The organism is Planococcus sp. PAMC 21323 (genome assembly GCF_000785555.1).
Lineage (GTDB): Bacteria > Bacillota > Bacilli > Bacillales_A > Planococcaceae > Planococcus.
This window is the reverse complement of record NZ_CP009129.1, coordinates 2,765,896-2,789,691: the sequence shown is the minus strand read 5'-3', so window position 1 is coordinate 2,789,691 and position 23,796 is coordinate 2,765,896. Positions and strand designations below refer to the sequence as shown.

Here is a 23,796-nt window from a genome sequence, read left to right as displayed (position 1 = left end):
GTTTGTTCAAAACTTATTCAACAGGAGCATTTTTTGACGAAATGTTTACGCCGCATGGAAAACCGAAATCGCATTATAGGAAGTTTTTCGATGTTCTTCAAAGGTTTTCGAAAGAGGAGCTTAAAGAAAAGCACGAGACCGCTCAATTATCATTTTTAAGGCAAGGCATTACGTTCACTGTTTATAACAATAATGTGGGCACTGAAAGAACAATGCCTTTTGATTTTGTTCCGATTATTATTCCTTCGGAAGATTGGGAAGTGATCGAAAAAGGAATGATTCAACGTGCCGAAGCACTCAATCAATTTTTAGAAGATGTTTACAATGAAAAGCGCATACTCAAGGATGGAATTGTTCCAAGACGATTAGTGGAAGAAAATCCTTATTATTATGATGAACAAGTAAAAGGAATAGACATTCCGCTAAAAAATCATATTTTTTTAGCTGGCATTGATTTGATTCGTGATGAAGAAGGAAAATATCATGTGCTTGAAGATAATTTACGCAATCCTTCAGGTTTGTCATATGTGTACCAAAATCGTTATGTTATGCGGCAAGTGTACCCCGAATTTTTCGCTAGCCAGTCTGTTCATACCCTCGAACACCAGCTGTCGCATTTACACCAAGCGATACTCGATCATGCCCCAGAATCGAGAAAAGACAAGGCTTTTGCAGTGTTGTTAACGCCAGGGATGTATAATTCTGCTTATTATGATCATGTTTTTTTAGCACAGCAGATGGGCATTGATTTGGTGGAAGGTAGAGATTTAATCGTCAAAAAAAATATTGTCTATATGAAATCCATGAGAGGCTTAAAACGAGTCGATATCATATATCGTCGTATTGATGATGATTACCTTGACCCAGAAGCATTTCTTGCTGAATCTACACTAGGGGTTCCGGGATTACTGCTTGCTTATCGAAAAGGGAATGTGGCTATATTAAATGGAATTGGCAATGGAGTAGCTGACGATAAAGCCATTTATGCTTATGTACCAGACATGATTCGCTATTATTTGGGAGAAGAGCCAATTATCGATAATGTGAAAACCTATCTATTGGATAATCCGGAGGAAAGGGAATGGGTATTAGATCACTTACATGAATTGGTGGTTAAAAATGTTGGGGCCTCAGGTGGTTACGATATGCTCGTTGGACCCCATGCATCTGAAGAGTTGATCGAAATATTCCGTGAGAAAATCATTGAAACACCACACCAATACATTGCCCAACCAACTATTAAACTGTCTCGTGCTCCAGCATATCAAGGAGAAGAGTTTTATCCGTGTCACGTTGATTTGAGAGTCTTTGTGGTAAGAGGGAGAGATACGCATGTTATGCCAGGCGGACTTTCACGTGTTGCTTTAAAAGAAGGTTCTCTTGTCGTTAATTCTTCGCAAGGTGGCGGCGGAAAGGATACGTGGGTATTCAAAAATAAAGAAGAAGAGGGGGACTCTTGATGCTTAGTCGTGTAGCGAATTCTTTGTATTGGATGTCGAGAAATGTAGAAAGGGCAGAGAATAATGCTCGCATTTTAGACGTGCAATTATTGCAGATGATTGAAGCCTCTGACGAAGAGTTGGCCCGAGGCAGTGACTGGAAATTGGTTTATGAGATTTGTGCTTCAACCGAGACGATGGAACGAATACAATCTATGCCGAGCTATCAAGAAGACCAACTTGTATATTATTTGGCGATGGAAGAAAGTAATTTCAACGCTGTCGCAAGCTGTGTAAAAGTGGTTCGAGAAAATGCCCGAATTAGTAGAGATCATATTCCAGATGATTATTGGGAAGCTTGGAATCGCTGTTATTTAACATTACAGGAAATGGACCAACAAAGTTGTACCGTTAAACAAATGCGGGACTTCTTAGAACAAGTCAAATTAACCTCATTGATTACACAAGGGATTGTCGAATCTTCTATGCCTCGCGGGGTCCCATATCAGATTATTAAAATCGCTAAGTGGTTAGAGCGTGCAGAAAAAACAGCCCGTATTTTAAATGTAGTTTGCGAACGGACACTAGAAAGAGCATTTCAAACGCAGTCCGAAGACTATTATTATTGGTTAGCTGCTTTACGAATGACGAACGGCTATAATGCTTATTTAAAAATGAATCCGCCCCAAATGAAACCAAAAAAAGTGTTGTCGTTTTTAATTGCCAATACCAATTTTCCACGATCGATACGTTATTGTTTGGCACATGTACGCCAGGCAGTGGATGAACTGGAAGATGGGAAAATTTCGCATTATTCTTGGGAGCTTTACGCAAAACTAGATCAATTACAAAAAGAGTTTAAGGAAGTCAGTATGGAGGAACTAAACTCGGATGAAATTATGGAATTTCTCAATGATTTTCAAAACAATTGCAATGAAGTAGGGCATATATTCTCGAAGACTTATTATTTAAGCGATTCCGAGACGAAATTGGTAGAATCCAGCCAATCACAGAGCATGGGCGCGAAAGGAATAACTTCTATGAAATTTAAAATTGAACATACGAATGTATTCAAATATGACACCATTGTCGATCAAAGTATGAACTCGATTCGTTTAAAACCAAGAACAGATGAGTGTCAGCGTCTTTTATCTTATCGCGCAGAAATTACACCTGCTTCTTTAACAAAAGAACATATTGATATTTGGGGTAACCATGTAGAAACCTTTTTTATTGCGGAGCATCACCAGCATTTAGAAGTTAAAACAAGCTCGATTGTCAGTATTCAAAAAAGCCCATTTATCCACCGAATAGACTATTCTCCAGAAATGAATGCTATTTTTCATTCGCAATTATTCGGAGAGCATTATTTAGCTTTTTTAAGTAACACAGCCTACACTTACTTAACACCGGAACAAATGAGTCAAATTGATCGTGAGCTTGGGACAATGAAAAACCCAGTGCAATATGCGATTGATGTCATGGAGTATATCCATCAACATTTTACGTATGACGGAGATTCGACAACGGTTCATACAAAAGCAGAAGAATCGTTCTCCCTTAAAAAAGGTGTCTGCCAAGATATTACACACGTTATGCTTGGGATTCTGCGTAGTAAGCATATTCCAGCACGCTATGTAAGTGGATATTTATATGTAGGTGAAAACTCTGCACTTGTGGGAGATGCAGCAAGTCATGCCTGGGTAGAAGTGATGGTGCCGGGAATTGGTTGGGTTGGTCTAGATCCAACAAATAATGTAGAAGCATTAGAAAATCATATCCGTGTCGGCGTTGGACGTGACTATAATGATGTGAGCCCAGTACAAGGTGTTTATCGAGGTGGCAGTCAGTCATTAGACGTCAAAGTTTCGGTCAGTTTAATGGACCAATGATAGGGTCGATTCACCAAAACTAGATATAACTTAATAATCGTTTAACTGCAGAATGTTCTAATCCGTGCGATAATAGAAGAACCTGAAATTTTTGAACGGAGATGGAGAATAATTATGAGTAACAAACAATTTAGCGAATACAACATTAGTGAGTCAATCGTAAAGGCACTTGAAGGTCTTGGCTATACAGAACCAACAGAAGTGCAGGAGAAAGTTATCCCTGTAGCTCTGTCTAAGACTGACCTAACGGTAAAGTCTCAAACAGGAAGTGGTAAAACAGCAGCATTCGGTATACCAATTTGTGAGCTAGTGGATTGGGAAGAAAACAAACCACAGGCATTGATTTTGACGCCAACACGCGAACTAGCAGATCAAGTAAAAGAAGATGTAACAAATATTGGGCGCTTTAAACGCATTAAAGCAGCAGCAGTATATGGCAAACAGCCTTTTGCTTACCAACAAGCTGAACTTAAGCAAAAATGCCATGTTGTTGTTGGAACTCCAGGTCGGGTATTAGACCACATTGAACGAGGCACATTAAACTTAGAGCGAATCGAATACCTCGTTCTCGATGAAGCAGATGAAATGCTGAATATGGGATTTGTTGAACAAGTAGAATCGATTATTAACAAATTACCAAAGCAACGCACAACAATGCTTTTTTCAGCAACATTGCCTGAAAATGTAGAAAAGTTACAGAAAAAGTATATGATTGACCCCCAGCACATTGAAATTGCATCCACTGAAACTTTAACAGATCAAATTGATCACTCCTTATTTGTGGTAGCAGAACAGAAGAAATTTTCTTTATTGCGTGACGTGACAATTGTTGAAAACCCAGACAGCTGTATTATTTTCTGTCGCACCAAAGACAATGTTGATTTTGTGATGGAGCAATTAGAAAAACATTATTATACATGTGATAAATTGCATGGCGGTATGTTACAAGAAGACCGGACTGCGGTTATGAATGATTTTAAGCGTGGAGAGTTCCGTTATTTAGTAGCCACTGACGTAGCGGCTCGTGGAATTGATATCGACAATATCACGCATGTTATCAATTATGATTTACCAATGGAAAAAGAAAGCTACGTCCACCGCTCAGGTCGTACAGGACGTGCTGGGAAAACAGGTAAAGCAATTTCGTTTGTAACGCCGAATGAAGATAAATTCTTAACTGAAATTGAAAATTATATCGGGTTTGAAATTCCACATAGAACTTCACCTTCCGTTCATGAAGTAGATGCAGCGATGCTAGCCTTTACAGAGAAACTCGAAAGTCGCCCGAAATTAAAGAAAAACAAAAACGAACAAGTGAATAAAGATATTTTAAAACTCTATTTTAACGGTGGTAAGAAAAAGAAACTGCGTGCTTTTGACTTTGTTGGAACATTGACGAGTATTCCAGGAGTCACAGCTGAAGATATTGGGATCATTAAGATTCAAGATACCGTAACGTATATTGATATTTTAAATGGTAAAGGTCCAATGGTGCTAAAAGCTATGAAGGATAAGACCGTAAAAGGCAAAGTATTAAAAGTTCATAAAGCAAACAAATAACGAAACACACGAGCTCATAAAAGCTCGTGTGTTTTTATTTCCTCGGAAATAAAGGGGTGTGTATCATATAGAATGGGTTGATAGTCTTTTATAAACCCAATATTTAGGGATAAAAAAGGGTATAAGCAATACTTATGTCACAATAAAGAGTCATATTGTAATGAAACATGCTTCAAATTGTTACATGTCTGTAATATTGCCGTGCTATTTTGGTTGTACTAAGAAAAAGCAAAGGGGATAGCGGATTGAAAAAACTATTAATGATCTTGAGTTTTGCACTGATTTTATTCTTAGGCACTTCGATTGAAAGTTCAGCAGCATCTAATACATACACAGTAAAAAGTGGGGATTCACTTTATAAAATCTCAAAAATGAATAACGTATCAGTTAGCAGTTTGAAAGCATGGAATGGTTTAAAGTCTAATACGATTTATCCAAATCAAAAACTTAAATTGAAAAAAGCTACAGTCCAAACAGTTTCAAAAAAAGCATCTGCTTCTAAAAGTGGAAGTTCAACAGTATACACTGTGAAACGTGGAGATACGCTTTATAAAATATCAAAATCACAAAAAGTATCCGTTACAAACATAAAGACGTGGAACGGCTTAAAGTCTAATACAATTTATCCAAATCAAAAACTTAAGTTAAATAAAACGGCAGCAAAAACAGTTTCTAAAAAAGCAACTCCTTCTCGTTCAACGAGCGGATCGGTAGCAAAAGAATTCACAGTTAGTGCGACAGCTTATACAGCATACTGCAAAGGCTGTTCTGGTATAACAAGAACAGGAATTAACTTAAAGAAAAACCCTGGACTTAAAGTGATTGCAGTAGATCCAAGAGTCATTCCATTAGGTTCTAAAGTACATGTTGAAGGTTATGGCTATGCAGTCGCTGGAGATACAGGTGGCGCGATCAAAGGAAATAAAATTGATGTGTTCATCCCGACTCAAAGCAAAGCGCTTAAATGGGGACGCAAAAACGTGAAAATAAAAATATTAAACTAAGAAAAATCCAGCTCAGTTCATGAGCTGGATTTTTTTGTTTAAACAAGATTCACGATCTCGACTTGCTGGAGTGATGATCAATCGTTCTATAAAGATTCATGTATAAACGAATGCAGACATAAAAAACGTCACAAGAGGGTAAATTCAAATAAGTAGGTTTTTTAAAAATCGAGAGGTATAATATTTGTATAACTATTGTGGAGTTTAAGAGAGATTTGGAATGGAGGCATCTAGTATGTCAGAGAAAATGATCGTCATAGGCGCGGGCCCTGGAGGACTGGCTGCAGCGATGTTATTAGCAAGTAAAGGATATAAAGTAGATGTCTATGAGAAACAACCATGGGTAGGAGGCCGAAATGCGGAACTCCGCCTAGGTGAATTCACGTTCGATACCGGCCCCACTTTTTTGAGCATGCTTCATTTAGTAGAAGAACTATTTGAAGTAACAGGCCGTAAGTTAAAAGATTATATGAATGCGGTTGAATTAGATCCGATGTATGAGTTGATTTTCGAAGAAGAAAATTTGGTTATGACGCGGAATAACCAAGAAATGAAAAAGCAAATTAATGAGAAATTCAAAGGTGATGGAGAAGGTTACGAACGTTTTATGAAAGACACGGGCAAGAAACTAGAAGCCTTATCGCCTATTTTGCAAACAAAAATGGACAGTTATTTTGGAATGGTTCACCCAAAAGTGTTAAGAGCATTGCCACAACTAGAAGTTAATAAAACCTTATATGACGTATTGTCTCGATATTTTAAAGACGAGCGTTTAAAAATGGCGTTTGCTTTTCAATCCAAATACTTAGGAATGTCTCCTTGGGAATGTCCTGGCGCTTTTTCAATCCTTTCTTATATGGAGCATGCATATGGTATCTATCATCCAATCGGTGGAGTCAATCAATTGTCACAAGCCATGGCTAAAGTGGTTGAAGAGCTAGGTGGTAAAATTCACACGAGTACAGGGGTAGAAAAACTATGGATTGAAAACCGAAAAGTTAAAGGTGTAGATCTTGAAAACGGAAAACGTGAAGAAGCAGATGAAGTGATTATTAACGGAGACTTTGCTCATGTCATGAATCACTTAGTTGAACCAGGAATCTTGAAAAAATACACACCAGAGAAACTAGCGAAGAAAAAATATTCGTGCTCCACATTCATGCTTTATTTAGGTCTTGATAAAAAATACGATCTTTCTCACCATACGATTATATTTGCGAAAGATTATAAGAAAAATGTTGAAGAAATGACGAAATCGCGTATTCTCTCTGCAGATCCTTCAATCTATGTGCAAAATGCCAGTGTTACCGATCCAACTTTAGCGCCAGAAGGCAAATCGGCATTATATATTCTAGCGCCAGTGCCAAATAACTTTAGTGACATCGGCTGGGAAAATGAACAAGCTGCTTTTCGTGAATTAGTACTGGATACCATTGAAGAAAAATCGGAATTCAAGAATTTACGAGATCATATTGAAGTTGAAAAAATGTTAACGCCAATGGGCTGGCAGGAAGATTATTCAGTGTATCAAGGAGCAACATTTAACTTAGGACACCAACTAACACAAATGATGGTGTTCCGCCCACACAATAAATTCGAAGAACTAAAGAATTGTTGGTTAGTCGGTGGAGGTACGCATCCTGGGAGTGGATTACCCACAATTTTGGAATCGGCACGCATTACAACAAACGGCATACTTGAACAGCATGGAAAAACAGGGATTCCAATCTTACCGCTTCCAGCATCGGGGGGATTTGTATGAAAATCGCGATGATTGGTAGTGGCGTTGGGGGCATGATGGGTTCTTTGTATTTATCTAATATGGGATTTGACGTCACCATTTTTGAAAAAGAAGAAAAGCTAGGTGGTCGTTTAACATTTGTAGAGCGAGATGGCTTTAAAGTTGATCAAGGACCCACCATTGTACTGTTACCGGAAATGTTCCAAGATCTTCTCCAACAAGCAGGAGTTCCAGAAGAAGATATCGAATTGTTATTATGTGACCCACTTTACTCTATTCGTTTTCCAGACGGGGTTGTTTACACAAAATACCCAGACATTAATCGTCAGCTAGAAGAAATTGAAAATGTTTTTCCTGCTGAAAAAGAAGGGTTTCTTCGCTTTATTTCAGAAGGACGCGAGCGTTTCAAAATTGGTAAATCTTCATTTTTAGAGCATTCATTCGTTAACAAAGCCAGTTTTTTTACAGCAGATAATATAAAAAAGTTAATGAAGTTAAAACCTCAGCAGTCTGTTAATAAGCTCATGTCAAATTATTTCCGCGATGAACGATTGCAATTAGCTTATTCCTTGCAGTCATTGTATATCGGTGGGGACCCGTTTCGTGCTCCGGCGATGTATGCGTTAGTGCCTTTTAGTGAGCACGAACACGGTGTTTATTACTTAAAAGGTGGATATGGCAGTTTAATCCCTGTGCTAGAAAAAGCACTTCGGTCACGAAATAACGTAACTATTAAAACAAATAGTCCGGTCAAAAAAATCGTCACAGAAAACCAAAAAGCTAAAGGTATCGAAACAACAGCCGGTTTTGAAGCGTTTGATGCGGTTGTTTATAATGGCGATTTTCCAGGCATTGAAAAAGTATTACCCGAGCAGAAAAAGAAGAAGTATACAGCGTCTTCTGGCTGCGTGTTATTGTATTTCGGATTAAACAAAGTATACGAAGAAGGAAATGTCCATCAATTTTTCATTGGAGACAATTATGTTGACCACATGGATGATGTGTTTGTGAAAAAACAGAAAACCGAAAATCCTGCAATTTATACTTTCCATCCATCGAAAATAGATGATTCATTAGCTCCAGAAGGCAAAGGGGTTTTATACGTATTAGTTCCCGTACCTTCAGGAACCGATATCGATTGGGCAAATGATCAAGCGTGGATTGATCGCATTATTGATCGCATGGAGAGTTTAGCATTCCCGGATTTCCGTAATGCTGTTGAATGGATGGAAGTTCGTACACCTTCAGATGCAGAAGCATTTGGGTTATTTAAAGGAGGCAGTTTTGGAATAGGTCCCACTTTGTTCCAATCCGGTGTTTTTCGCCCCCAAGTCAAACCGTTTAAAACAGAGGGCTTGTACGCAGTTGGAGCCTCAGTACATCCAGGGGGAGGCATTCCGATTGTAATGCAAGGCGCAAAGTTGCTGGCTCAAGAAATTCAAAGTGATTTTGCAAAGGAAAGGAGCAATGCATGATGAATTTAAAAGATGCTTACACTTCCTGTGAAAAAATCATTGCCATGCATTCAAAAAGTTTTTACAAAGCTTTTTCGTTATTGCCAAAAGAAAAACGGAAAGCTGTCTGGGCAGTTTATGCTTTTTGCCGGACAGTAGATGATATTGTGGACGAAGGCTCTAATTCTAGAGAAGAACTTGAACAATTTAAAACAGACTTCCAAGTTTTTTTGACAGGCGACTACGACATTGAAAATCCGATGTGGGTAGCACTTGCAGATGTATTTGAAAAGCATGATATGGATGTTGAGGCATTTTCAGGTTTAATTACGGGACAGGAAATGGACTTGACCATTAATCGTTACCGGACAATGGAGGAATTGCTGAACTATAGTTATTACGTGGCAAGCACAGTGGGGTTAATGTTGTTGCCAATTTTAGCGCCAAGCAAAACAGCAGTTCTAAAAGAAGGTGCCATCTCACTTGGCTATGCCATGCAAATTACCAATATTCTTCGGGATATCGGGGAAGATTTGGAAATGGGTAGAATTTATTTACCAGAAGAAGTTATGGAGAAATATGAATTGCATGAAGATGAACTGCGTGCTGGAATTGTCAGTCCTCGATTTATTGCAGTTTGGGAAGAGTTGGCAGAAACAGCTGAACTTCACTATAAAAAAGCTTTTGAGACAATTAACGAATATCCTCTATCTTCACGTGTACCGGTCAAAGGAGCAGCTCTCATATATCGCGAAATCTTAGCCACAATCCGTATAAAAGAATATAAGGTCTTCTGCGAAAAACATTACGTTCCAGACGAATCGAAACAAGCGATATTGGCTTGTCTATAATCTCAAATACTGATATTGAGTGAGGAGTGCATAACAATGAAGGCTATGACCTGCAGGCAATTAGCTGGAGCTTGTGATCAATCATTCAGTGCAGATTCTTTTGAGGAAATTGCAGCAAAAAGCCAGCAACACGGGAAAGAGATGTTTCAACAAGAAGATCAGGCTCACCTTGATGCGATGAGTGACATGAGCAAATTAACATCTGAAGAAATGAACGCATGGGTTGAGCAGAAAAAAGAAGAGTTTGATCTCTTGCCTGAAGATAAATGAAAAAGACACTTAAACACGGATAGAGCCCGCGTTTAAGTGTCTTTTTGTCTTTAATATCATTTTTTAGTTTGTTCAATTATTTTTTGGGCTACATTCAATCCGCTTAAAACAACCATCGGTGATCCGCCTCCCGGATGAGTGCTACCGCCGACAAAATATAGGTTTTGAATATCGCGACTAGCATTCGGTGGGCGTAAAAATGCGTCTTTTCGTCGATTGGATGAAGGGCCATATAATGCCCCGCGAAACGAACCAAATTGATCGCGAATAAAAGCGGGGGTGAAAATCTTCTCCTCTGCTAAATGACTCCTTATATCAATGCCATAACTTAAGAGAAAGTCATAAATTCGTTCTTTATAGGACTCAGGGTCAATTTGAAGATTTCCTTCTTTCGTTAATGCTGGTGCATTGACTAAGATAAACAAATTATCTCCTTCTGGTGAGACCGTTGAATCTGTATAAGAAGAATTACTAATATAAACAGTGGGTTCATCACTATAAGCAGAAGCCTCAAATAAATCAGCGAATTCTTTTTTATAATCTGACGAGAAAAAAACATTATGGTGTTTTAACATATCCAACTTTTTTGTTAAGCCTGCAGTAATAACAAAAGCGGATATTGAAGGTTCAAAAGCTGCGATCTTCTTGTTAGATAAAGAAGGTCGTGCTTTTTCATCGACTAAGTCAGGGAAAGCCGATAACAAATCTCCGTTTAAAATTACTTTATCAGCTGGAACAGATGTCCCATCTTGAAGTTCGACGCCAGTCACTTTTCCTTTTTTAGAGAGGATTTTTGAAACGGGCGTATTAGTATGCAATTGAGCACCTGCATTTCTTGCAACTGTTTCAAAAGCTTCAGCAATTCTAGTATTACCACCTTCTGTGTAGTAAACGCCTTCAACCAACTCTAAATAAGCAATCATCGAAAACGTAGCAGGTGCCCGGTAAGGAGACGAGCCGATATAGGTCGCATATCGATCAAATGCTTGAACCAAGAAGGGATTCGAAAAATAACGTTGGAAAAAATGATGCATCGATTCTGTCGGACGTACTTGAAAAAGTGCGAAACCTAGAGACGGTGACAAGTAATCACGCCAAGACTGAAAAGTCACGGGAAAGAAATAACGTTCTGACAGTTTATACAAGCGACTAATTTCTTTTATGAAAGTAGGATAGTCTTCTGCTGCCCTAATATCCATCGTTTTGAGTTGTGAAATCATGTCTTGCTGATTGCTCGTAAAGTCAAAAACACTGCCATCTGGAAAGTGATTGCGTGTATGAGAAGTTAAAGGGATAAAGTTTAAATAATTTTGTGGATTTTCCCCAGTTTGAGAAATGACGGTATTAAATACCTCTGGCATGGTAATTGTATTTGGTCCAAAATCAAAATGATAATTGCCAAGTTGAACAGGCATTAGCTTCCCGCCAAGATGGTCATTTTTTTCAAAAAGTTCTACATCAAATCCTGCGTGAGCAAGTGTAACAGCAGAAGCTAGTCCTCCTAATCCACCACCAACGATCACAATTTTTTTCATGAATAATGTCTTCCTTTCCATGAATAAGCTTGTTTTTTTATAGACTTTCGCATGGATTGTGTGAGTACTGCGAGCATGGCGAAAGCTTGTAACGGAATAAGAAATGATAAATACCAGCGCTGATTGGTAACCATATCAATATACCAGCGTTGAGCTACTGTTAGTACATAAGGAACAATCCATATATACAAACCGTTGAATATTCCATAGACAGCTAAGAAAGGAGGGAGAATGTAAAAGATTCCATAAAAAAGAATCAAGATGATAGCCATGATAGGAGAACGACCGATTCCAGCATAACTATTTTTTAAAAAGCCTTCCCATACCTCTGCGTTAGTATCATACATCCGACATTTCACTGAACTCGTAATATTGGCTAAGACAACTCGAAAGTCATGCTCTTTTACTTTGCGAGCAATGTGAACATCTTCTACTAATGAATCGTAAACAGCTGCGTGACCACCAATTTCTCGGTAGCTAGTTGTTTCGAACAGCATCCACATGCCATTAGCAGCAGTAGCAGCTTTAAACTTTGTGTAATTAGCTAAAAAAATCGGTAGATGAAATAACACTACAAAATGCTGCATTGGCACAAGAAGTTTACTGAGAAAGGGAGATACATCGAACGCTGGAAACCCCGTTAATAAATGGGCTTTTTTTCGTTGAAGCAATGCAAGTGATTGCTCGATAGCTTTTGGACGAAAGCGAACGTCAGCATCTACGAATAGGAGATAATCCCCAGAAGCATCTTGTTGTAATTGATGACAAGCATGAACTTTGCCAACCCAATCCTCTGGAAGTTTTTTGCCCATCATAATAGTAAAGCGTGGGTCTCCTGCAATTTCTCTTTCTAATGCAAGCTGTGTCCCGTCTGTTGATTGATCGTTTAGTAGGATGAATTCTACATGCTGATACGTAGAGTGTTTTAAAGACTTTATTAAAGTAGCTACATTTCGTTCTTCATTTCTCATAGGGACCAAAACAGAAACTAAAGGTTCAGCGGTAAGTTCTGGTCTTTTTGGTAAGGAAGGGAGAAACAGTCGGTTGATGATAATCCAGGCCAAAAAAAGTACGTGGATTCCGATATAAAAGATCATAATCTCCTTCTCCTTTTCCCTAGAGAATGAAAATCTTCGCTGTTTTCATTCATTACCGTGGTTTTTAAAAGGTCGAGTTGTTCTGTGCAAAGTTGTTGAAGATACAAAGTTTTTTCTTTGCGAGTTAAATGCTCGAGTTCGCTTTTAGAAACCGCATTGTGCTGACGAATCCAAAGGTCAGGTTTTTGCTGGTGTCCGAAAGAATAGTAAAAGCTAAGTGGTATTACCGGTACTTCAGGACAATGTTCCAGTAAATAAGCGACACCTGCTTGAAACGAAAGTGGCCGCTTTTCAAGGTGGAATTCATCCCCTTGAGGAAAAAGAACAACCGATTTTCCTTGCTTTAATAAGTCTTCAGCATATTGAAGTGAAGTTATAATTTCCTTTGGTTTGTTGCGATTAATGGAAAATGCGCCAAGAAAGCGAAAGTAAGAATGTCTTTTAAGACCTTTTTCATGCATCATCATATGAATATCGTGATGCCAGATTGTGCGGTTTAAATAGAAAAAAACGAGCCCATCCCACCATGAGCTATGGTTGGCGATGAATAACACAGGTTTTTCAGGAATTGCTTTTACTCCATCTCCAAGTAATCGAGAAAAGGAAGATCGAATAAGTGGTGTTAAGTATAGATTAAAGCCCATTTCAAACAAAACGGATTTTTTCGCTTGGATCATATGGGTCGCCTCTTCCATGCGACGAAAACAATCAAAGTCGTTAATCCAGCAGTTAAGAAGGAAGCTAATAATAACCCACCGATCAATCCAAGCATGACAAACATCGCAATCATCAATACATATAAAAGAACCATCCGTTTTTCAGCTTGTTCAGCAGTAACGACCAGCGACTTCTTATTCATGACGAAGTCGATTGCCATGTGAAGAACAAAAGCGACTACGAACCAGCCAAAAAAGTTCGTCCAAGGAATATCATAATAAAGACCGGTATCTTCCCAAATCCAATACTCTTTGATTTGATAGGCTACTGGGTCGATGATCAAATCGATAATCACAGCACCAATTCCTCCAGCTACCGTGTACAACAAACCACCGGCAGGAAATATCCAACGTGCTACTACATGTGTAGTGGCCATGACCATTAGCCAAGCAAACCCGATAGCGATGGGTACACCAAATAGATTTGGTGCAAAGCGATCTGTGTAATCATAAGAACCAAATAAAAATCCGCTATCTGAACCTGCCCATTCAACAATAAAAGTTGAGAAGAAAATAAAGATACCTAATATAGTCCCACTAACCAATCCAAAGCGTTTAAGGAAATATAAAAACCCAAGAGTGCCTGCCAAAATCAAAAAGAATGCATTTGCCCATTCTAACCAAGAAGGTAAGAGGTCAAATCCGAGAAGTATAATGCCACAAATATACCAAAAGATAAAAAGTTTAAAAATCCGATCTTCCCACACGACAAACAGCCCCTTACTAGATTGACTTATACAAAGATTATACAGGAGCGAAAGGGAAATATGAAAAGAACCGATGCTATAAAGAAGGTGATTGTGGATTTTGTGTAAGAGCGCCCAAAAGAAGACTGATTTTAGAAAAACAATTAATTAGAGTTGGGATAAGTCCTCTCTGATAAGGAGTGTTCGGTAATTAAAATTAAATTATTTTCATCTTAATAAAGAACCTCCTAAGCCCTTTGTGAAAGGTTTTTTATGCATTTTTATAAATAAACTGAGAAAATAATTTCTATAGAATTTTCAGTAAACTATTGCAGGTTTTCCTGCATAAAGGTATACTTTAAAGAGTAAATGAGTGTGTTCTTCAAGTGGAGGCGTTAAATATGCAGGATTTACTGCGAAGTATTTCTAATTTTTATCCGGATTTTAGTTCAGGCCAAAAAAAAGTTGGTGATTTGTTTTTTAAAGAACCTATTTTCTTAGCGTTTTCTACTGCTCTTGAAGTCGGCAAGCGAGTCAATGTCAGTGAATCGACAGTAATCAGGTGGACACAAAAACTTGGATACAAAGGATATGCAGAATTCCAACAAGTTGTGCAGCGAAAACTGGCTGAAGAACGTCTGGAGAAAGCGGAGCAGAAAATTCCAGAACCTATTGCCGATCAGTCTTTTTTGGAAAATTTATTGGATGCAGACATCTTGAGCATTGTGAAGCTGAAGAAATCGATAAATGAAGAAAAACTACTTCAAGTTGTCGACAAAATTAGTCAAGCAGATCAGATTTATGTAACTGGAAATTTTTTCGATTATGGAATCGCTCATTGGTTCGCCAATTGGTTAAACCTGGTGCTAGGTCATACGGAAACGATGTATCCTTCAACTGGAGAATACTACACACAGCTTTCTAAAGTGGAAAAAGGGGATTTGGTAATTGCCTTTGTATTTCCGCGGTACACGAGGTTAGTCATTGATACGCTGAGAAGCGCAAAAGCACAAGGGGCTGAAGTTATTGTTTTAACAGATTCAAAGGAGTCACCGGCTCTTGCCTATGCGGACTATGCGCTTACGGTATCTGTAAATTCTAACTTGAACATCGATTCGTACACATCTGTTCATGCGCTATTAACCTCAATTATGCGCTTTGTTTACGTCAAAGAGCACGCCAAAGTGAATAGTAATTTGGCGAAAGTAGAAGCGGTCTATAAAGACCGGAATCTTTTTATGTAACATTACTTATGGAAGTTCCGAAACGCCTTGGCGATTTGGTCAATTATAAACGAAAAGGGGAGAGCAAAATGAAAAAGAAATTATCATTTTTAGGTGTAATTTTTTCTACAGGAATGTTATTAGCAGCTTGTGGAGGAGATGACTCAACCAGTTCGGAAGAAGGATCAAGCACTGACGGCGGAAGCGACTTAAAATTAGTAGAAGATGGGAAATTCACGACAGCATCAAGTGGTCTGTATAAGCCATTTAACTTTACAGAAGGTGGGGATTTGACTGGTTTTGATATTGATATCAGCAACGCACTTTCAGAAGAAATGGGACTTGAACCAAATCCAGTTACGACACCATGGGAAACAATTCTCCAGGGTCTAACAACGAATCGTTTCGATGCGATTATCGGATCAATGGCAATTACAGAAGAGCGTGAAAAACAAGTTTCGTTCTCTGATCCATATTATTACTCAGGTGGCGTAATCTTCACAAGAGCTGGAAATACAGAAATTAAGTCTGAAGCAGATCTTGAAGGGGCAAAAATTGGCGTAGTTGGTCAAAGCACATACGATACAGCTGCACAAAAATATACAGACGATATCCAGTACTATAATAGTGATGTTGTCGCATTACAGGATTTAGCAATTGAAGGGCGCCTGGATGCAGTTATTACTGCTGATGTCGTAGGATTTGAAGCACAAAATGCAGGACTTGAAGTAGAGATGGTTGGCGATCCATTATGGATTGAACAAGCTGCTGTTGCCATTAATAAAGAAGACGAAGAACTATTAGCTGCAGTAAACGAAGCGTTAGCTGCAATCGTTGAAAATGGCACATATGAAGAGATTTCAGATAAGTGGTTTGGGCGTAACCTCCTTGATGTAGATCTTGAAGGTGTAGAAATCCTCAAGTAATCATATGGGATAAGGAGGAGTGGTGTCTATGTTAGAGTTATTTTCAACAGTCTATGAAGTATTCATGCGGACTTATCCAGGATTTCTGAGAGCATCCGTTGTCACGCTTCAATTGACTGCGATTGGTGTTATTTTAGGTACGGTGATTGGTTTAGTTTTTGCATTGATGAAAATTTCAGGATCGAAAATTTTACAGGGCATTGCGAATGTCTATATCACCATTATCCGAGGAACGCCGTTAATCGTTCAAATTATGTTCTTGTACTTTGGTATCGTGGAAATTTATACGATGGATAATTTCTGGGCAGGTGCAATTGCGCTAGGTATCCATAATGGTGCATATATTGCGGAAATTTTCCGTGGTGCTATTCAAGGCGTTGACCCTGGACAGCGTGAAGCGAGTATGTCGCTTGGTATGAACCGGAAACAGACGATGCAGCGTATTGTCTTTCCGCAAGCTTTGCGTCGCTCGATTCCGCCACTGGGCAACCAATTTATCATTACATTAAAAGATTCATCACTTGTTTATATCATTGGAGTATCGGAAATTTTTGCACTAGCGAACCGTGAAGCTGCGCAGTCTTTCCAACCCTTTGAATCTTTCTTAGTTGTTGCACTTTACTACTTAGTACTTGTAATGATCTTTACGTACCTGCTACGTTGGTACGAAAATAAACTCGATGTCGATAAGGCCTAAGGAGGAACTAACATGATTATTGGAGAAAACATTCATAAATCCTTTGGTGACCTCGAGGTGCTAAAAGGCGTAGACCTTCATGTGAAGCCTCAGGAAGTAGTTGTTCTTGTTGGAGTTAGTGGTTCAGGGAAAAGTACGCTTCTTAGATGCTTTAACTTTCTTGAAATGATCAATGAAGGAAAAATCACCATTGATGGTCATGAGGTAAATACGAAAAAAGACAACTTAACCAATATTCGTGCGGAAGTCGGCATGGTATTTCAACATTTCAACTTGTTTCCTCATAAGACCGTATTGGAAAATGTAATCGAAGCTCCACTTACGGTTAAAAAGATGAAAAAAGAAAAAGCCAAAGTTCTAGGGATGGAATTGTTGAAAAAAGTTGGTTTGGAAGATAAGGCAAATGTTTACCCAAGCAAACTATCAGGCGGACAAAAACAGCGTGTGGCTATTGCGAGGTCTTTAGCGATGGAGCCAAAGGTTATGTTGTTTGATGAGCCAACTTCGGCGTTAGATCCAGAATTAGTTGGAGAAGTGCTTCAAGTTATGAAGCAATTAGCTGAAGAAGGAATGACGATGGTTGTTGTGACTCATGAGATGAAATTCGCAAAAGAAGTAGCGGACCGCATCATCATGATTGATAAAGGAACCATCATTGAATCAGCAGATCCAAAAACATTCTTTGAAAATCCACAAAATGAGCGAACAAAACAATTTATTCAATTAGTGGAATAAACATACTAAAAATGGGTTGAAAATCCTATAATTAGAAGGAAAGAGTCAGTTCATTTGAACTGACTCTTTCCTTCTTTTAGCAATTGACGTTTGCCCCTCCTTAAAACGGTTAAGATATAGTATAAGAGACCATTAGGGGGAGGCAGAAGGGATGAAAATTGAAGAAATTATGACCACAGATGTCGAAACATGTATGCCCAAGTCAACACTCCAAGAAGTTGCCTCAAAAATGCGAGAAATAAATGTAGGTGCTATTCCGATATGTGAACAAGATCGGTTAGTTGGAATTGTTACGGATCGAGATATCGTCATTCGAGGAATAGCTGAACAACTTTCGAGTGATACTGCCGTAGAGGAAATTTTGTCAGAACAAGTTATTACGGGCACAATCGACTTAAGTGCCGAGCAAGCAATTGAATTAATGGTTGCACATAAAATTCGGCGACTCCCAATTGTCGAAAATAATCGCATGATTGGAATTGTTTCCTGGTGCGATTTTGCGATCACTAAAGCAACGGATAGTCATCCTGCCAGAGTTGAAATGAGAGATTCTAGTACAGAATAGTATGAGCCGGTTCTTCGATGAATCGGTTTTTTGTGTAATAAAATAGATAGGGTTAATAGAGGATTGACTTAAAGAACAAAAGGAGATTTTCAAAAAAAGCCAACTTTTCCTCACATAAGGAAAAGTTGGCTTTCATTATGATTATTATTGAATGCTCATTTTCCACAACTGCAATACGGCGTTTTCGATGGCTTTCCAATTAATATCGATAGCATACGGATACTGTTGCTGATACCGAGTCCACAGTTGTTCCATATAATCGCTCTGAAAGACTTCGTTTAGAATAGTTTCTCCATCTTTTAGCAATCCTTCAGATCCGCGGTGGTTGGCAGTAGAGAGGAATGCTTTTTGCAGCAGGTCATTATTGAAGCCGGCTTTTTTTGTTTCGAGTAGAGCATAAATATCATAAAAATCCCGAAGTCGGGTATTAGTTGTGCCTCTTGTAATCATCGTCTCGAGCTTTTCAGCGAGGACCGTTTCAATTGGATAGGCGAGTACCTCGATTTTCCGATCTTCCAACAAAAGCTGATACTGGTATTCTATTTCCTTCGGTGTGATTTTGTCTCCAGTTGTTAAATCAACCTTTAAAGGAAGTCGAACTTGATCGAGCTGCGCCAATATAGACAAACGGAAGCCGTTGTAATCTGCTTCGTCACGAATCGGTTCCACCTTTTCTAAACTCAGGATGACGCCATCCTCGAGGGAAATGGAAACGATATCCAAGAAGGCTTTCTCAATCGCACCCTGGTTCACGGGATACCCTTGGATTGTTGCATCCATATCCATAGTGGAACGCAAATCAACGCCAATAATAGAAGCTGCCAAGACGCCGCCTTTTAGTACAAAATGTTGATTGAAATCCGAATGGGCGATACGCTCCAGTAAGCGTTCGAACATGTAATTCCGCAAAAGAAGCTGCGCGTGAATTCCACGTTGTTTGGACATATTTTTAATGAGGTCTTTCACTTGTCTAGAACTTCTCATAAGAGAATCTCCACATACTTTCGAATCGGGGAAGAAACCCGGAATAGGTCAGCATAGCGTAGCAACTGCGGAATATTTTTTTCTTTCCGATTTAAGTAACGCTTCATGCTGTCGTTCAATAGGTCAGCATCTACTTTGTTTCGTTGCCTGAACAGGTCACATAAGGTACGTTCGGCATTGTATAGACGAATCTGCCGGCCATAAACTGTAGAAGATTCTGTTACCCCAAGCTCATGCCATTCTTTTTTTACCGTATAAACTTGTAAGTCATTATTCATAAGGAGTCGGTTATGATAGCCTGTTGGCACAGTAACGGAATACGAGATAGGGTCCCGATCCGTCAAATCGTGCAAATACAGAGCCGTTTCGTGAGAAAAAATGAGTTGTGGACTTCGCGCCTGTAGCATATACAGGTCATCTTCGAATGTATCAGGGGTCAAGTAGACCCCATGACCCACGCGCTCAAGGATCCCTTCACGGACCAATAACGTTAAATAATACCGCGGAATTCCAGCTGTTTCAGCATCTCGTGTCAAGACGAGCCCATTTTGCCTATCAATCAATTCAAGGAGCTTTGTTGTGTAGGACACTATATTCACCTTCTTTTTTGCGTTTATACTACAATTATATGTTAATTGCGTGTAAATGCAAAAAATAAAAACCAAGATCTAGAAATAGAGCGACCCACCGTGGTCCACTTTATGAAGAGGTGTAGTGGGTTCGGTAACTAGTCGTAAAAATTAATCACTTAAGGTGGTTATTCTTTCGTTAGTTGTGTTAATAGAGGAGCGTCTATAGTTAATATGTAGATTATCATATTAAGTCGAACGGCTAGAAAATAGAAATAGCTCAAGTGGATACACAGTAGTTAACGCGAATCAACTAAGAAGTGTTCTCAAATGAGCTGTGTCACATATCGTACGTGATTATCGAGAGTTATTGCCTGGAACAGAAATCCCTGTCCTACATCACCATGGAATTGAAGCGAAGCAAGAGCACCATCAACTATGATTTGAACCGTGTCAGCCGTATAATGCTCTTTGTGCGCAGGCTTATTACGATATTAAGCGGAAAAAATGAGGATGTCGACGGTCGATCAATCAAGAAGACGTCGATTATATCCTGTCCAAGCTAAAGCTGGGCTGATCGTCAGAAAGCATCGTCGACCGATATTGGAAATTGCATAAGAAACCGCTTCCTGTCAGTGTCTTGAGAATTTTCCGGTACGCTGCACTTGGCCTGTTCAAGCTGTCTCCAAAGCTGGTGACTCGCAAAGGACGAAAGCTGAAGAATAACAAAGTAGAGACCCGGGGCAAGGAGCGTCATCTCTGGGTCGAAATGGAGAAGGAGCTAGAAGTTCCTTTTTACTTCTCGGGTGCCGGCGTGGCACTAACGAAAATAGCAATGACCGCATCCGATGCACCTGTCCAAAAGGAGTCGATTTCAGCCTGATGAGTCAGAAGGAAATCATGAACTTTTTGGGTATTCAATCAGGTCCTCCGTAAAGTGCTGAGTTATAACATACCATTTGAAATATACATGAGTTTCTTGTCGTGTTCGATTTAAATTGACAATTTACATATCAATAGAATTTAGGGAACTGCCAACTTTATAATCTAGCATTCTTGAGATATCTAAAGAAGTTTTTCTAATTTTCTCTATTAACTCGAATTCGATTCTTTCCATCGTAATCCGGTTACTGGGACCGGCAATGCTAAAGCTTGCAATTATTTTCTTTTCTGAATTAAATATAGGAGCTGCAATACAGCGAATTCCCTCTTCGTGTTCTACATTATCAAGTGCATAACCTTGTTGTTTAATCAACTGTACTTCATTCCATAACTCTTCTTTTGTGGAAATAGTAGTAGGAGTATGGATGATGAAATTTGTTTTGTTGGCGACATTGTCGAATTGCTCTCGGTTCATGCCAGAAAGAAGAGCCTTACCGACCCCTGTGCAGTACATTGGGGCACGGTTGCCTATTTTCGAAATCATCCGGATGGTTTGATTACTCTCAATTTTATCAACATACAAAACTTCCCCGCAATCTTCGATACATAAATGAATAGTTTCATTTACTTCCGCAGAAAGGTCTTCTAAAAAAGGCTTGGCAATAGAGATGATATCAATATTGTCGATAAGATTCCGTGATAAGTAAATTAAACGATAGCCAATTCTGTACTTCTCGGTTTCCCGGTCTTTACTGACATATTTTAAATCTATTAAAGTTGCCAAAAGTCGATGCACAGTACTTTTAGACAAATTAACTTTCTCGGCTAAACGAGTAATCTGAATTCCATCAGGAAATTCTGAAAGAACTTCCAAAAGCTTAAAAGCCCGCTCTATAGATTGAACATTTGACATATAGTATCCCTCTTTCTGCTCATTGCATGTATTTACTTTGCAATTATATCAATAATAAATGGAAACTTAGGTTTTATACATTGAACATCTCAAAAAAATGAAATAAATTATCTGAATTATTGTTGAAATTTTTAAAACACAGGTTATAATAGAAAAGTGGAACGTTGTTCTGCTATATGGAACAAATTATAATCCATCTTTTAATAAAGAACAATAGAAATTTATTGTGCTCCAAAATTTATCCTTGAGAATTTCTATCGTTTGATTGAGAACAAAACAAAGGGGGGATTGAAGATGAGTTCCTTATTTGACTTAACCGGTAAAACGGCGGTCGTAACAGGAGGAAATAGAGGTCTGGGCAAAGAAATTGCGCTAGGTCTTGCGGAAGCAGGAGCTAATATCGTGGTCATCGCACGCAAAATAGATGAACAAGTCATTTCTGATATTGAGAAACATGGAGTAAAAGCTATGAAACTAGAATTCGACTTATTAAATTTTGATCAATACAGCAGTATACTCGATCAAATCCTATTAGAGACGGAAAAAGTTGACATCTTGGTTAATAATGCCGGCGTTCAAAAGCGATATGATTCAGTGGAATTTCCAAAAGAAGATTGGGATTTTGTGATAGATATTAATGCAAATGCAACTTTTTTCCTTTGTCAACTATTTGGAAAACATATGCTTGAAAGCGGTTACGGTAAAATAATTAATATGGCTTCCTTATTATCATTTCAAGGGGGGCTAAGGGTTCCAGCATATGCGGCGAGCAAAGGAGCCGTGATTCAATTTACAAAAGCGCTGGCCAACGAATGGGCACATCGCGGCGTTAACGTCAACGCGATTGCTCCGGGGTATATAGATACAGAGATGAACACGGCATTGCTGGCGGATGAAACGCGCAACCGCCAGATTCTGGAGCGCATTCCCGCAGGTCGCTGGGGCAAACCGGAAGATATGCATGGAGCAGCCGTATTCCTCGCTTCCGCTGCATCAGATTATCTTCACGGCACCACGATTCCGGTTGACGGAGGCTGGCTAGGAAGATGAATTACCAAAAACTAATAAAAAACTTCTTGAATTCGGCTATTACACACTTTAAAGTTTGAAAATTGCCAAATCGTTTTGAAGTAAAAAGAGAGGGGTTACATCCTATGAAATTAGCTATGATTGGTTGCGGCAAGATGGGCTACAACCTGGCACTCAACCTTATGGACAATGGCCATCAGGTCGTTGCACACGATGCAAACCGCGAGCAGGTGGACAAAATTGCTGCGGATGGCGCGATTGGCGCATATTCACTCGAAGAAGTCGTGCAACAATTGGAGAAACCCCGCGTTCTGATGATGCTAGTGCCACACGGCGAGATTACGGAAAATGTCATTGCGACATTAAAGCCGCTTCTCGATGAAGGCGACATCATCATCGATGGAGGAAATTCCAATTTCAAAGAATCGGTCAGATTGGGCGAAAGCCTGAAAGAAAAAGGCATCCACTTCATGGATTGCGGAACAAGCGGCGGGGTTTCCGGTGCGCGTGAAGGGATCTGCACGATGATCGGCGGCGATCCGGAAGCATTCAAAATAATTGAACCGGTCATCAAAAGTGTTTCTGTCGAAAATGGCTATTTCTATACCGGTGAACTCGGCAGCGGGCATTTCCTGAAAATGATTCACAACGGTATCGAGTACGGCATGATGCAGGCAATGGCTGAAGGTTTCGACATTCTTGAGAAGAGCGACTACGACTACGACCTCGAAGGCGTGGCGAAAGTTTGGAACCATGGTTCCGTCATCCGCTCATGGCTGATGGAATTAGTCGAAAGTGCATTTTCGAAAGATCCGAAACTGGAAGAGATCCGCGGCGTCATGAACTCTTCAGGCGAAGGGAAATGGACGGTGGAAACCGCGCTTGACCTTCAGGTGCCAGCTCCAGTCATCACGATGTCACTGTTGATGCGTTATCGCTCTCAGGAAGACGATACCTTTACCGGAAAAGTCGTAGCGGCGCTTCGCAATGAATTCGGCGGCCACGATGTTGTCAAAAAATAATAACGG

The 23,796-nt window shown here is 39.3% G+C and carries 23 protein-coding genes; 15 read left to right on the top strand and 8 right to left on the bottom strand.

Features of this window, described 5'->3' with window-relative positions; translation table 11 throughout:
- Nucleotides 1-2 precede the first annotated feature (2 nt).
- The 8 genes from PLANO_RS13775 to PLANO_RS13740 all read left to right on the top strand — a co-directional run bounded on the left by PLANO_RS13775 (nucleotide 3) and on the right by PLANO_RS13740 (nucleotide 10,211).
- A complete protein-coding gene (locus tag PLANO_RS13775; RefSeq protein WP_038705009.1) occupies nucleotides 3-1,460 on the top strand; it encodes a circularly permuted type 2 ATP-grasp protein in 1,458 nt (485 codons plus the stop codon).
- Entirely contained in the window at nucleotides 1,460-3,331 is a 1,872-nt protein-coding gene (locus tag PLANO_RS13770) for an alpha-E domain-containing protein (protein WP_038705008.1), read from the top strand. Before PLANO_RS13775 ends, PLANO_RS13770 begins: the two co-directional genes overlap by 1 nt.
- A gap of 114 nt (nucleotides 3,332-3,445) precedes the next feature.
- Nucleotides 3,446-4,891, top strand: a complete 1,446-nt coding sequence (locus PLANO_RS13765; RefSeq protein WP_038705007.1) for a DEAD/DEAH box helicase — start codon at nucleotides 3,446-3,448, stop codon at nucleotides 4,889-4,891.
- Nucleotides 4,892-5,136: 245 nt separating this feature from the next.
- Entirely contained in the window at nucleotides 5,137-5,895 is a 759-nt protein-coding gene (locus PLANO_RS13760; protein WP_038705006.1) for a LysM peptidoglycan-binding and 3D domain-containing protein, read from the top strand.
- A gap of 235 nt (nucleotides 5,896-6,130) precedes the next feature.
- Complete coding sequence (locus tag PLANO_RS13755) at nucleotides 6,131-7,657, top strand: phytoene desaturase family protein (protein ID WP_038705005.1); 1,527 nt, start codon at nucleotides 6,131-6,133, stop codon at nucleotides 7,655-7,657.
- A complete protein-coding gene (locus PLANO_RS13750) occupies nucleotides 7,654-9,111 on the top strand; it encodes a phytoene desaturase family protein (protein ID WP_038705004.1) in 1,458 nt (485 codons plus the stop codon). Before PLANO_RS13755 ends, PLANO_RS13750 begins: the two co-directional genes overlap by 4 nt.
- Nucleotides 9,108-9,941 (top strand): phytoene/squalene synthase family protein, encoded by an 834-nt coding sequence (locus tag PLANO_RS13745; RefSeq protein WP_038705003.1) that lies wholly within the window; start codon nucleotides 9,108-9,110, stop codon nucleotides 9,939-9,941. Before PLANO_RS13750 ends, PLANO_RS13745 begins: the two co-directional genes overlap by 4 nt.
- A gap of 36 nt (nucleotides 9,942-9,977) precedes the next feature.
- Nucleotides 9,978-10,211, top strand: coding sequence for a hypothetical protein (locus PLANO_RS13740; RefSeq protein WP_038705002.1), 234 nt, complete (start codon nucleotides 9,978-9,980; stop codon nucleotides 10,209-10,211).
- Between the two features lie 56 nt (nucleotides 10,212-10,267).
- Here the strand turns inward: PLANO_RS13740 and PLANO_RS13735 are convergent, their stop codons facing one another.
- Genes PLANO_RS13735 through PLANO_RS13720 form a run of 4 tightly spaced genes read right to left on the bottom strand, consistent with a single transcriptional unit; the run spans nucleotide 10,268 to nucleotide 14,266 of the window.
- Nucleotides 10,268-11,746 carry a phytoene desaturase family protein gene (locus PLANO_RS13735; protein WP_038705001.1) on the bottom strand — a complete coding sequence of 493 codons (1,479 nt, stop codon included), beginning with the start codon at nucleotides 11,744-11,746 and terminating at the stop codon, nucleotides 10,268-10,270.
- Nucleotides 11,743-12,843, bottom strand: a complete 1,101-nt coding sequence (locus tag PLANO_RS13730; protein ID WP_038705000.1) for a glycosyltransferase family 2 protein — start codon at nucleotides 12,841-12,843, stop codon at nucleotides 11,743-11,745. The genes PLANO_RS13735 and PLANO_RS13730 overlap by 4 nt, the downstream gene beginning before the upstream one ends.
- A complete protein-coding gene (locus PLANO_RS13725; protein ID WP_038704999.1) occupies nucleotides 12,840-13,520 on the bottom strand; it encodes a lysophospholipid acyltransferase family protein in 681 nt (226 codons plus the stop codon). The genes PLANO_RS13730 and PLANO_RS13725 overlap by 4 nt, the downstream gene beginning before the upstream one ends.
- The gene (locus PLANO_RS13720) at nucleotides 13,517-14,266 is read right to left on the bottom strand and encodes a carotenoid biosynthesis protein (RefSeq protein ID WP_038704998.1); all 750 of its coding nucleotides are present in this window, start codon (nucleotides 14,264-14,266) and stop codon (nucleotides 13,517-13,519) included. Before PLANO_RS13720 ends, PLANO_RS13725 begins: the two co-directional genes overlap by 4 nt.
- Nucleotides 14,267-14,646: 380 nt before the next feature.
- On the opposite strand from PLANO_RS13720, the gene PLANO_RS13715 reads away from it, so the two are divergent.
- From PLANO_RS13715 to PLANO_RS13695, 5 genes are all read left to right on the top strand, one after another.
- Entirely contained in the window at nucleotides 14,647-15,489 is an 843-nt protein-coding gene (locus tag PLANO_RS13715; RefSeq protein ID WP_038704997.1) for a MurR/RpiR family transcriptional regulator, read from the top strand.
- Between the two features lie 68 nt (nucleotides 15,490-15,557).
- Entirely contained in the window at nucleotides 15,558-16,394 is an 837-nt protein-coding gene (locus PLANO_RS13710; RefSeq protein ID WP_038704996.1) for a transporter substrate-binding domain-containing protein, read from the top strand.
- A 28-nt stretch (nucleotides 16,395-16,422) separates the two neighbouring features.
- The gene (locus tag PLANO_RS13705; RefSeq protein WP_038704995.1) at nucleotides 16,423-17,091 is read left to right on the top strand and encodes an amino acid ABC transporter permease; all 669 of its coding nucleotides are present in this window, start codon (nucleotides 16,423-16,425) and stop codon (nucleotides 17,089-17,091) included.
- A gap of 12 nt (nucleotides 17,092-17,103) precedes the next feature.
- Nucleotides 17,104-17,826 carry an amino acid ABC transporter ATP-binding protein gene (locus PLANO_RS13700; RefSeq protein ID WP_038704994.1) on the top strand — a complete coding sequence of 241 codons (723 nt, stop codon included), beginning with the start codon at nucleotides 17,104-17,106 and terminating at the stop codon, nucleotides 17,824-17,826.
- A 151-nt stretch (nucleotides 17,827-17,977) separates the two neighbouring features.
- Entirely contained in the window at nucleotides 17,978-18,391 is a 414-nt protein-coding gene (locus PLANO_RS13695; RefSeq protein WP_038704993.1) for a CBS domain-containing protein, read from the top strand.
- A gap of 144 nt (nucleotides 18,392-18,535) precedes the next feature.
- On the opposite strand, the gene PLANO_RS13690 is transcribed toward PLANO_RS13695, so the two are convergent.
- The 4 genes from PLANO_RS13690 to PLANO_RS13680 all read right to left on the bottom strand — a co-directional run bounded on the left by PLANO_RS13690 (nucleotide 18,536) and on the right by PLANO_RS13680 (nucleotide 21,739).
- Nucleotides 18,536-19,375: a nucleotidyl transferase AbiEii/AbiGii toxin family protein gene (locus PLANO_RS13690; protein ID WP_038704992.1), complete on the bottom strand. Its 840-nt coding sequence runs from the start codon at nucleotides 19,373-19,375 to the stop codon at nucleotides 18,536-18,538.
- A complete protein-coding gene (locus PLANO_RS13685) occupies nucleotides 19,372-19,965 on the bottom strand; it encodes a type IV toxin-antitoxin system AbiEi family antitoxin domain-containing protein (RefSeq protein ID WP_038704991.1) in 594 nt (197 codons plus the stop codon). The genes PLANO_RS13690 and PLANO_RS13685 overlap by 4 nt, the downstream gene beginning before the upstream one ends.
- A 774-nt stretch (nucleotides 19,966-20,739) precedes the next feature.
- Nucleotides 20,740-20,865 (bottom strand): hypothetical protein, encoded by a 126-nt coding sequence (locus tag PLANO_RS16250; RefSeq protein ID WP_269429579.1) that lies wholly within the window; start codon nucleotides 20,863-20,865, stop codon nucleotides 20,740-20,742.
- A gap of 85 nt (nucleotides 20,866-20,950) precedes the next feature.
- On the bottom strand, nucleotides 20,951-21,739 hold the full coding sequence (locus PLANO_RS13680; protein ID WP_038704990.1) for an IclR family transcriptional regulator: 789 nt from the start codon (nucleotides 21,737-21,739) through the stop codon (nucleotides 20,951-20,953).
- 294 nt (nucleotides 21,740-22,033) lie between these two features.
- Here PLANO_RS13680 and kduD point away from each other — a divergent pair, with 294 nt between their 5' ends.
- Entirely contained in the window at nucleotides 22,034-22,789 is a 756-nt protein-coding gene (gene kduD / locus PLANO_RS13675; RefSeq protein WP_038704989.1) for a 2-dehydro-3-deoxy-D-gluconate 5-dehydrogenase KduD, read from the top strand.
- Nucleotides 22,790-22,893: 104 nt separating this feature from the next.
- Nucleotides 22,894-23,790 carry a phosphogluconate dehydrogenase (NAD(+)-dependent, decarboxylating) gene (gnd, locus tag PLANO_RS13670; protein WP_038704988.1) on the top strand — a complete coding sequence of 299 codons (897 nt, stop codon included), beginning with the start codon at nucleotides 22,894-22,896 and terminating at the stop codon, nucleotides 23,788-23,790.
- The last annotated feature ends 6 nt before the right edge of the window (nucleotides 23,791-23,796 follow it).

Coding starts and splice junctions, on each gene's coding strand:
- PLANO_RS13770 (WP_038705008.1), top strand. CDS start 1,460: ATGCTTAGTCGTGTAGCGAATTCTTTGTATTGGATGTCGAGAAATGTA.
- PLANO_RS13765 (WP_038705007.1), top strand. CDS start 3,446: ATGAGTAACAAACAATTTAGCGAATACAACATTAGTGAGTCAATCGTA.
- PLANO_RS13755 (WP_038705005.1), top strand. CDS start 6,131: ATGTCAGAGAAAATGATCGTCATAGGCGCGGGCCCTGGAGGACTGGCT.
- PLANO_RS13750 (WP_038705004.1), top strand. CDS start 7,654: ATGAAAATCGCGATGATTGGTAGTGGCGTTGGGGGCATGATGGGTTCT.
- PLANO_RS13745 (WP_038705003.1), top strand. CDS start 9,108: ATGATGAATTTAAAAGATGCTTACACTTCCTGTGAAAAAATCATTGCC.
- PLANO_RS13740 (WP_038705002.1), top strand. CDS start 9,978: ATGAAGGCTATGACCTGCAGGCAATTAGCTGGAGCTTGTGATCAATCA.
- PLANO_RS13735 (WP_038705001.1), bottom strand. CDS start 11,746: ATGAAAAAAATTGTGATCGTTGGTGGTGGATTAGGAGGACTAGCTTCT.
- PLANO_RS13730 (WP_038705000.1), bottom strand. CDS start 12,843: ATGATCTTTTATATCGGAATCCACGTACTTTTTTTGGCCTGGATTATC.
- PLANO_RS13725 (WP_038704999.1), bottom strand. CDS start 13,520: ATGATCCAAGCGAAAAAATCCGTTTTGTTTGAAATGGGCTTTAATCTA.
- PLANO_RS13715 (WP_038704997.1), top strand. CDS start 14,647: ATGCAGGATTTACTGCGAAGTATTTCTAATTTTTATCCGGATTTTAGT.
- PLANO_RS13710 (WP_038704996.1), top strand. CDS start 15,558: ATGAAAAAGAAATTATCATTTTTAGGTGTAATTTTTTCTACAGGAATG.
- PLANO_RS13705 (WP_038704995.1), top strand. CDS start 16,423: ATGTTAGAGTTATTTTCAACAGTCTATGAAGTATTCATGCGGACTTAT.
- PLANO_RS13700 (WP_038704994.1), top strand. CDS start 17,104: ATGATTATTGGAGAAAACATTCATAAATCCTTTGGTGACCTCGAGGTG.
- PLANO_RS13695 (WP_038704993.1), top strand. CDS start 17,978: ATGAAAATTGAAGAAATTATGACCACAGATGTCGAAACATGTATGCCC.
- PLANO_RS13690 (WP_038704992.1), bottom strand. CDS start 19,375: ATGAGAAGTTCTAGACAAGTGAAAGACCTCATTAAAAATATGTCCAAA.
- PLANO_RS13680 (WP_038704990.1), bottom strand. CDS start 21,739: ATGTCAAATGTTCAATCTATAGAGCGGGCTTTTAAGCTTTTGGAAGTT.
- kduD (WP_038704989.1), top strand. CDS start 22,034: ATGAGTTCCTTATTTGACTTAACCGGTAAAACGGCGGTCGTAACAGGA.
- gnd (WP_038704988.1), top strand. CDS start 22,894: ATGAAATTAGCTATGATTGGTTGCGGCAAGATGGGCTACAACCTGGCA.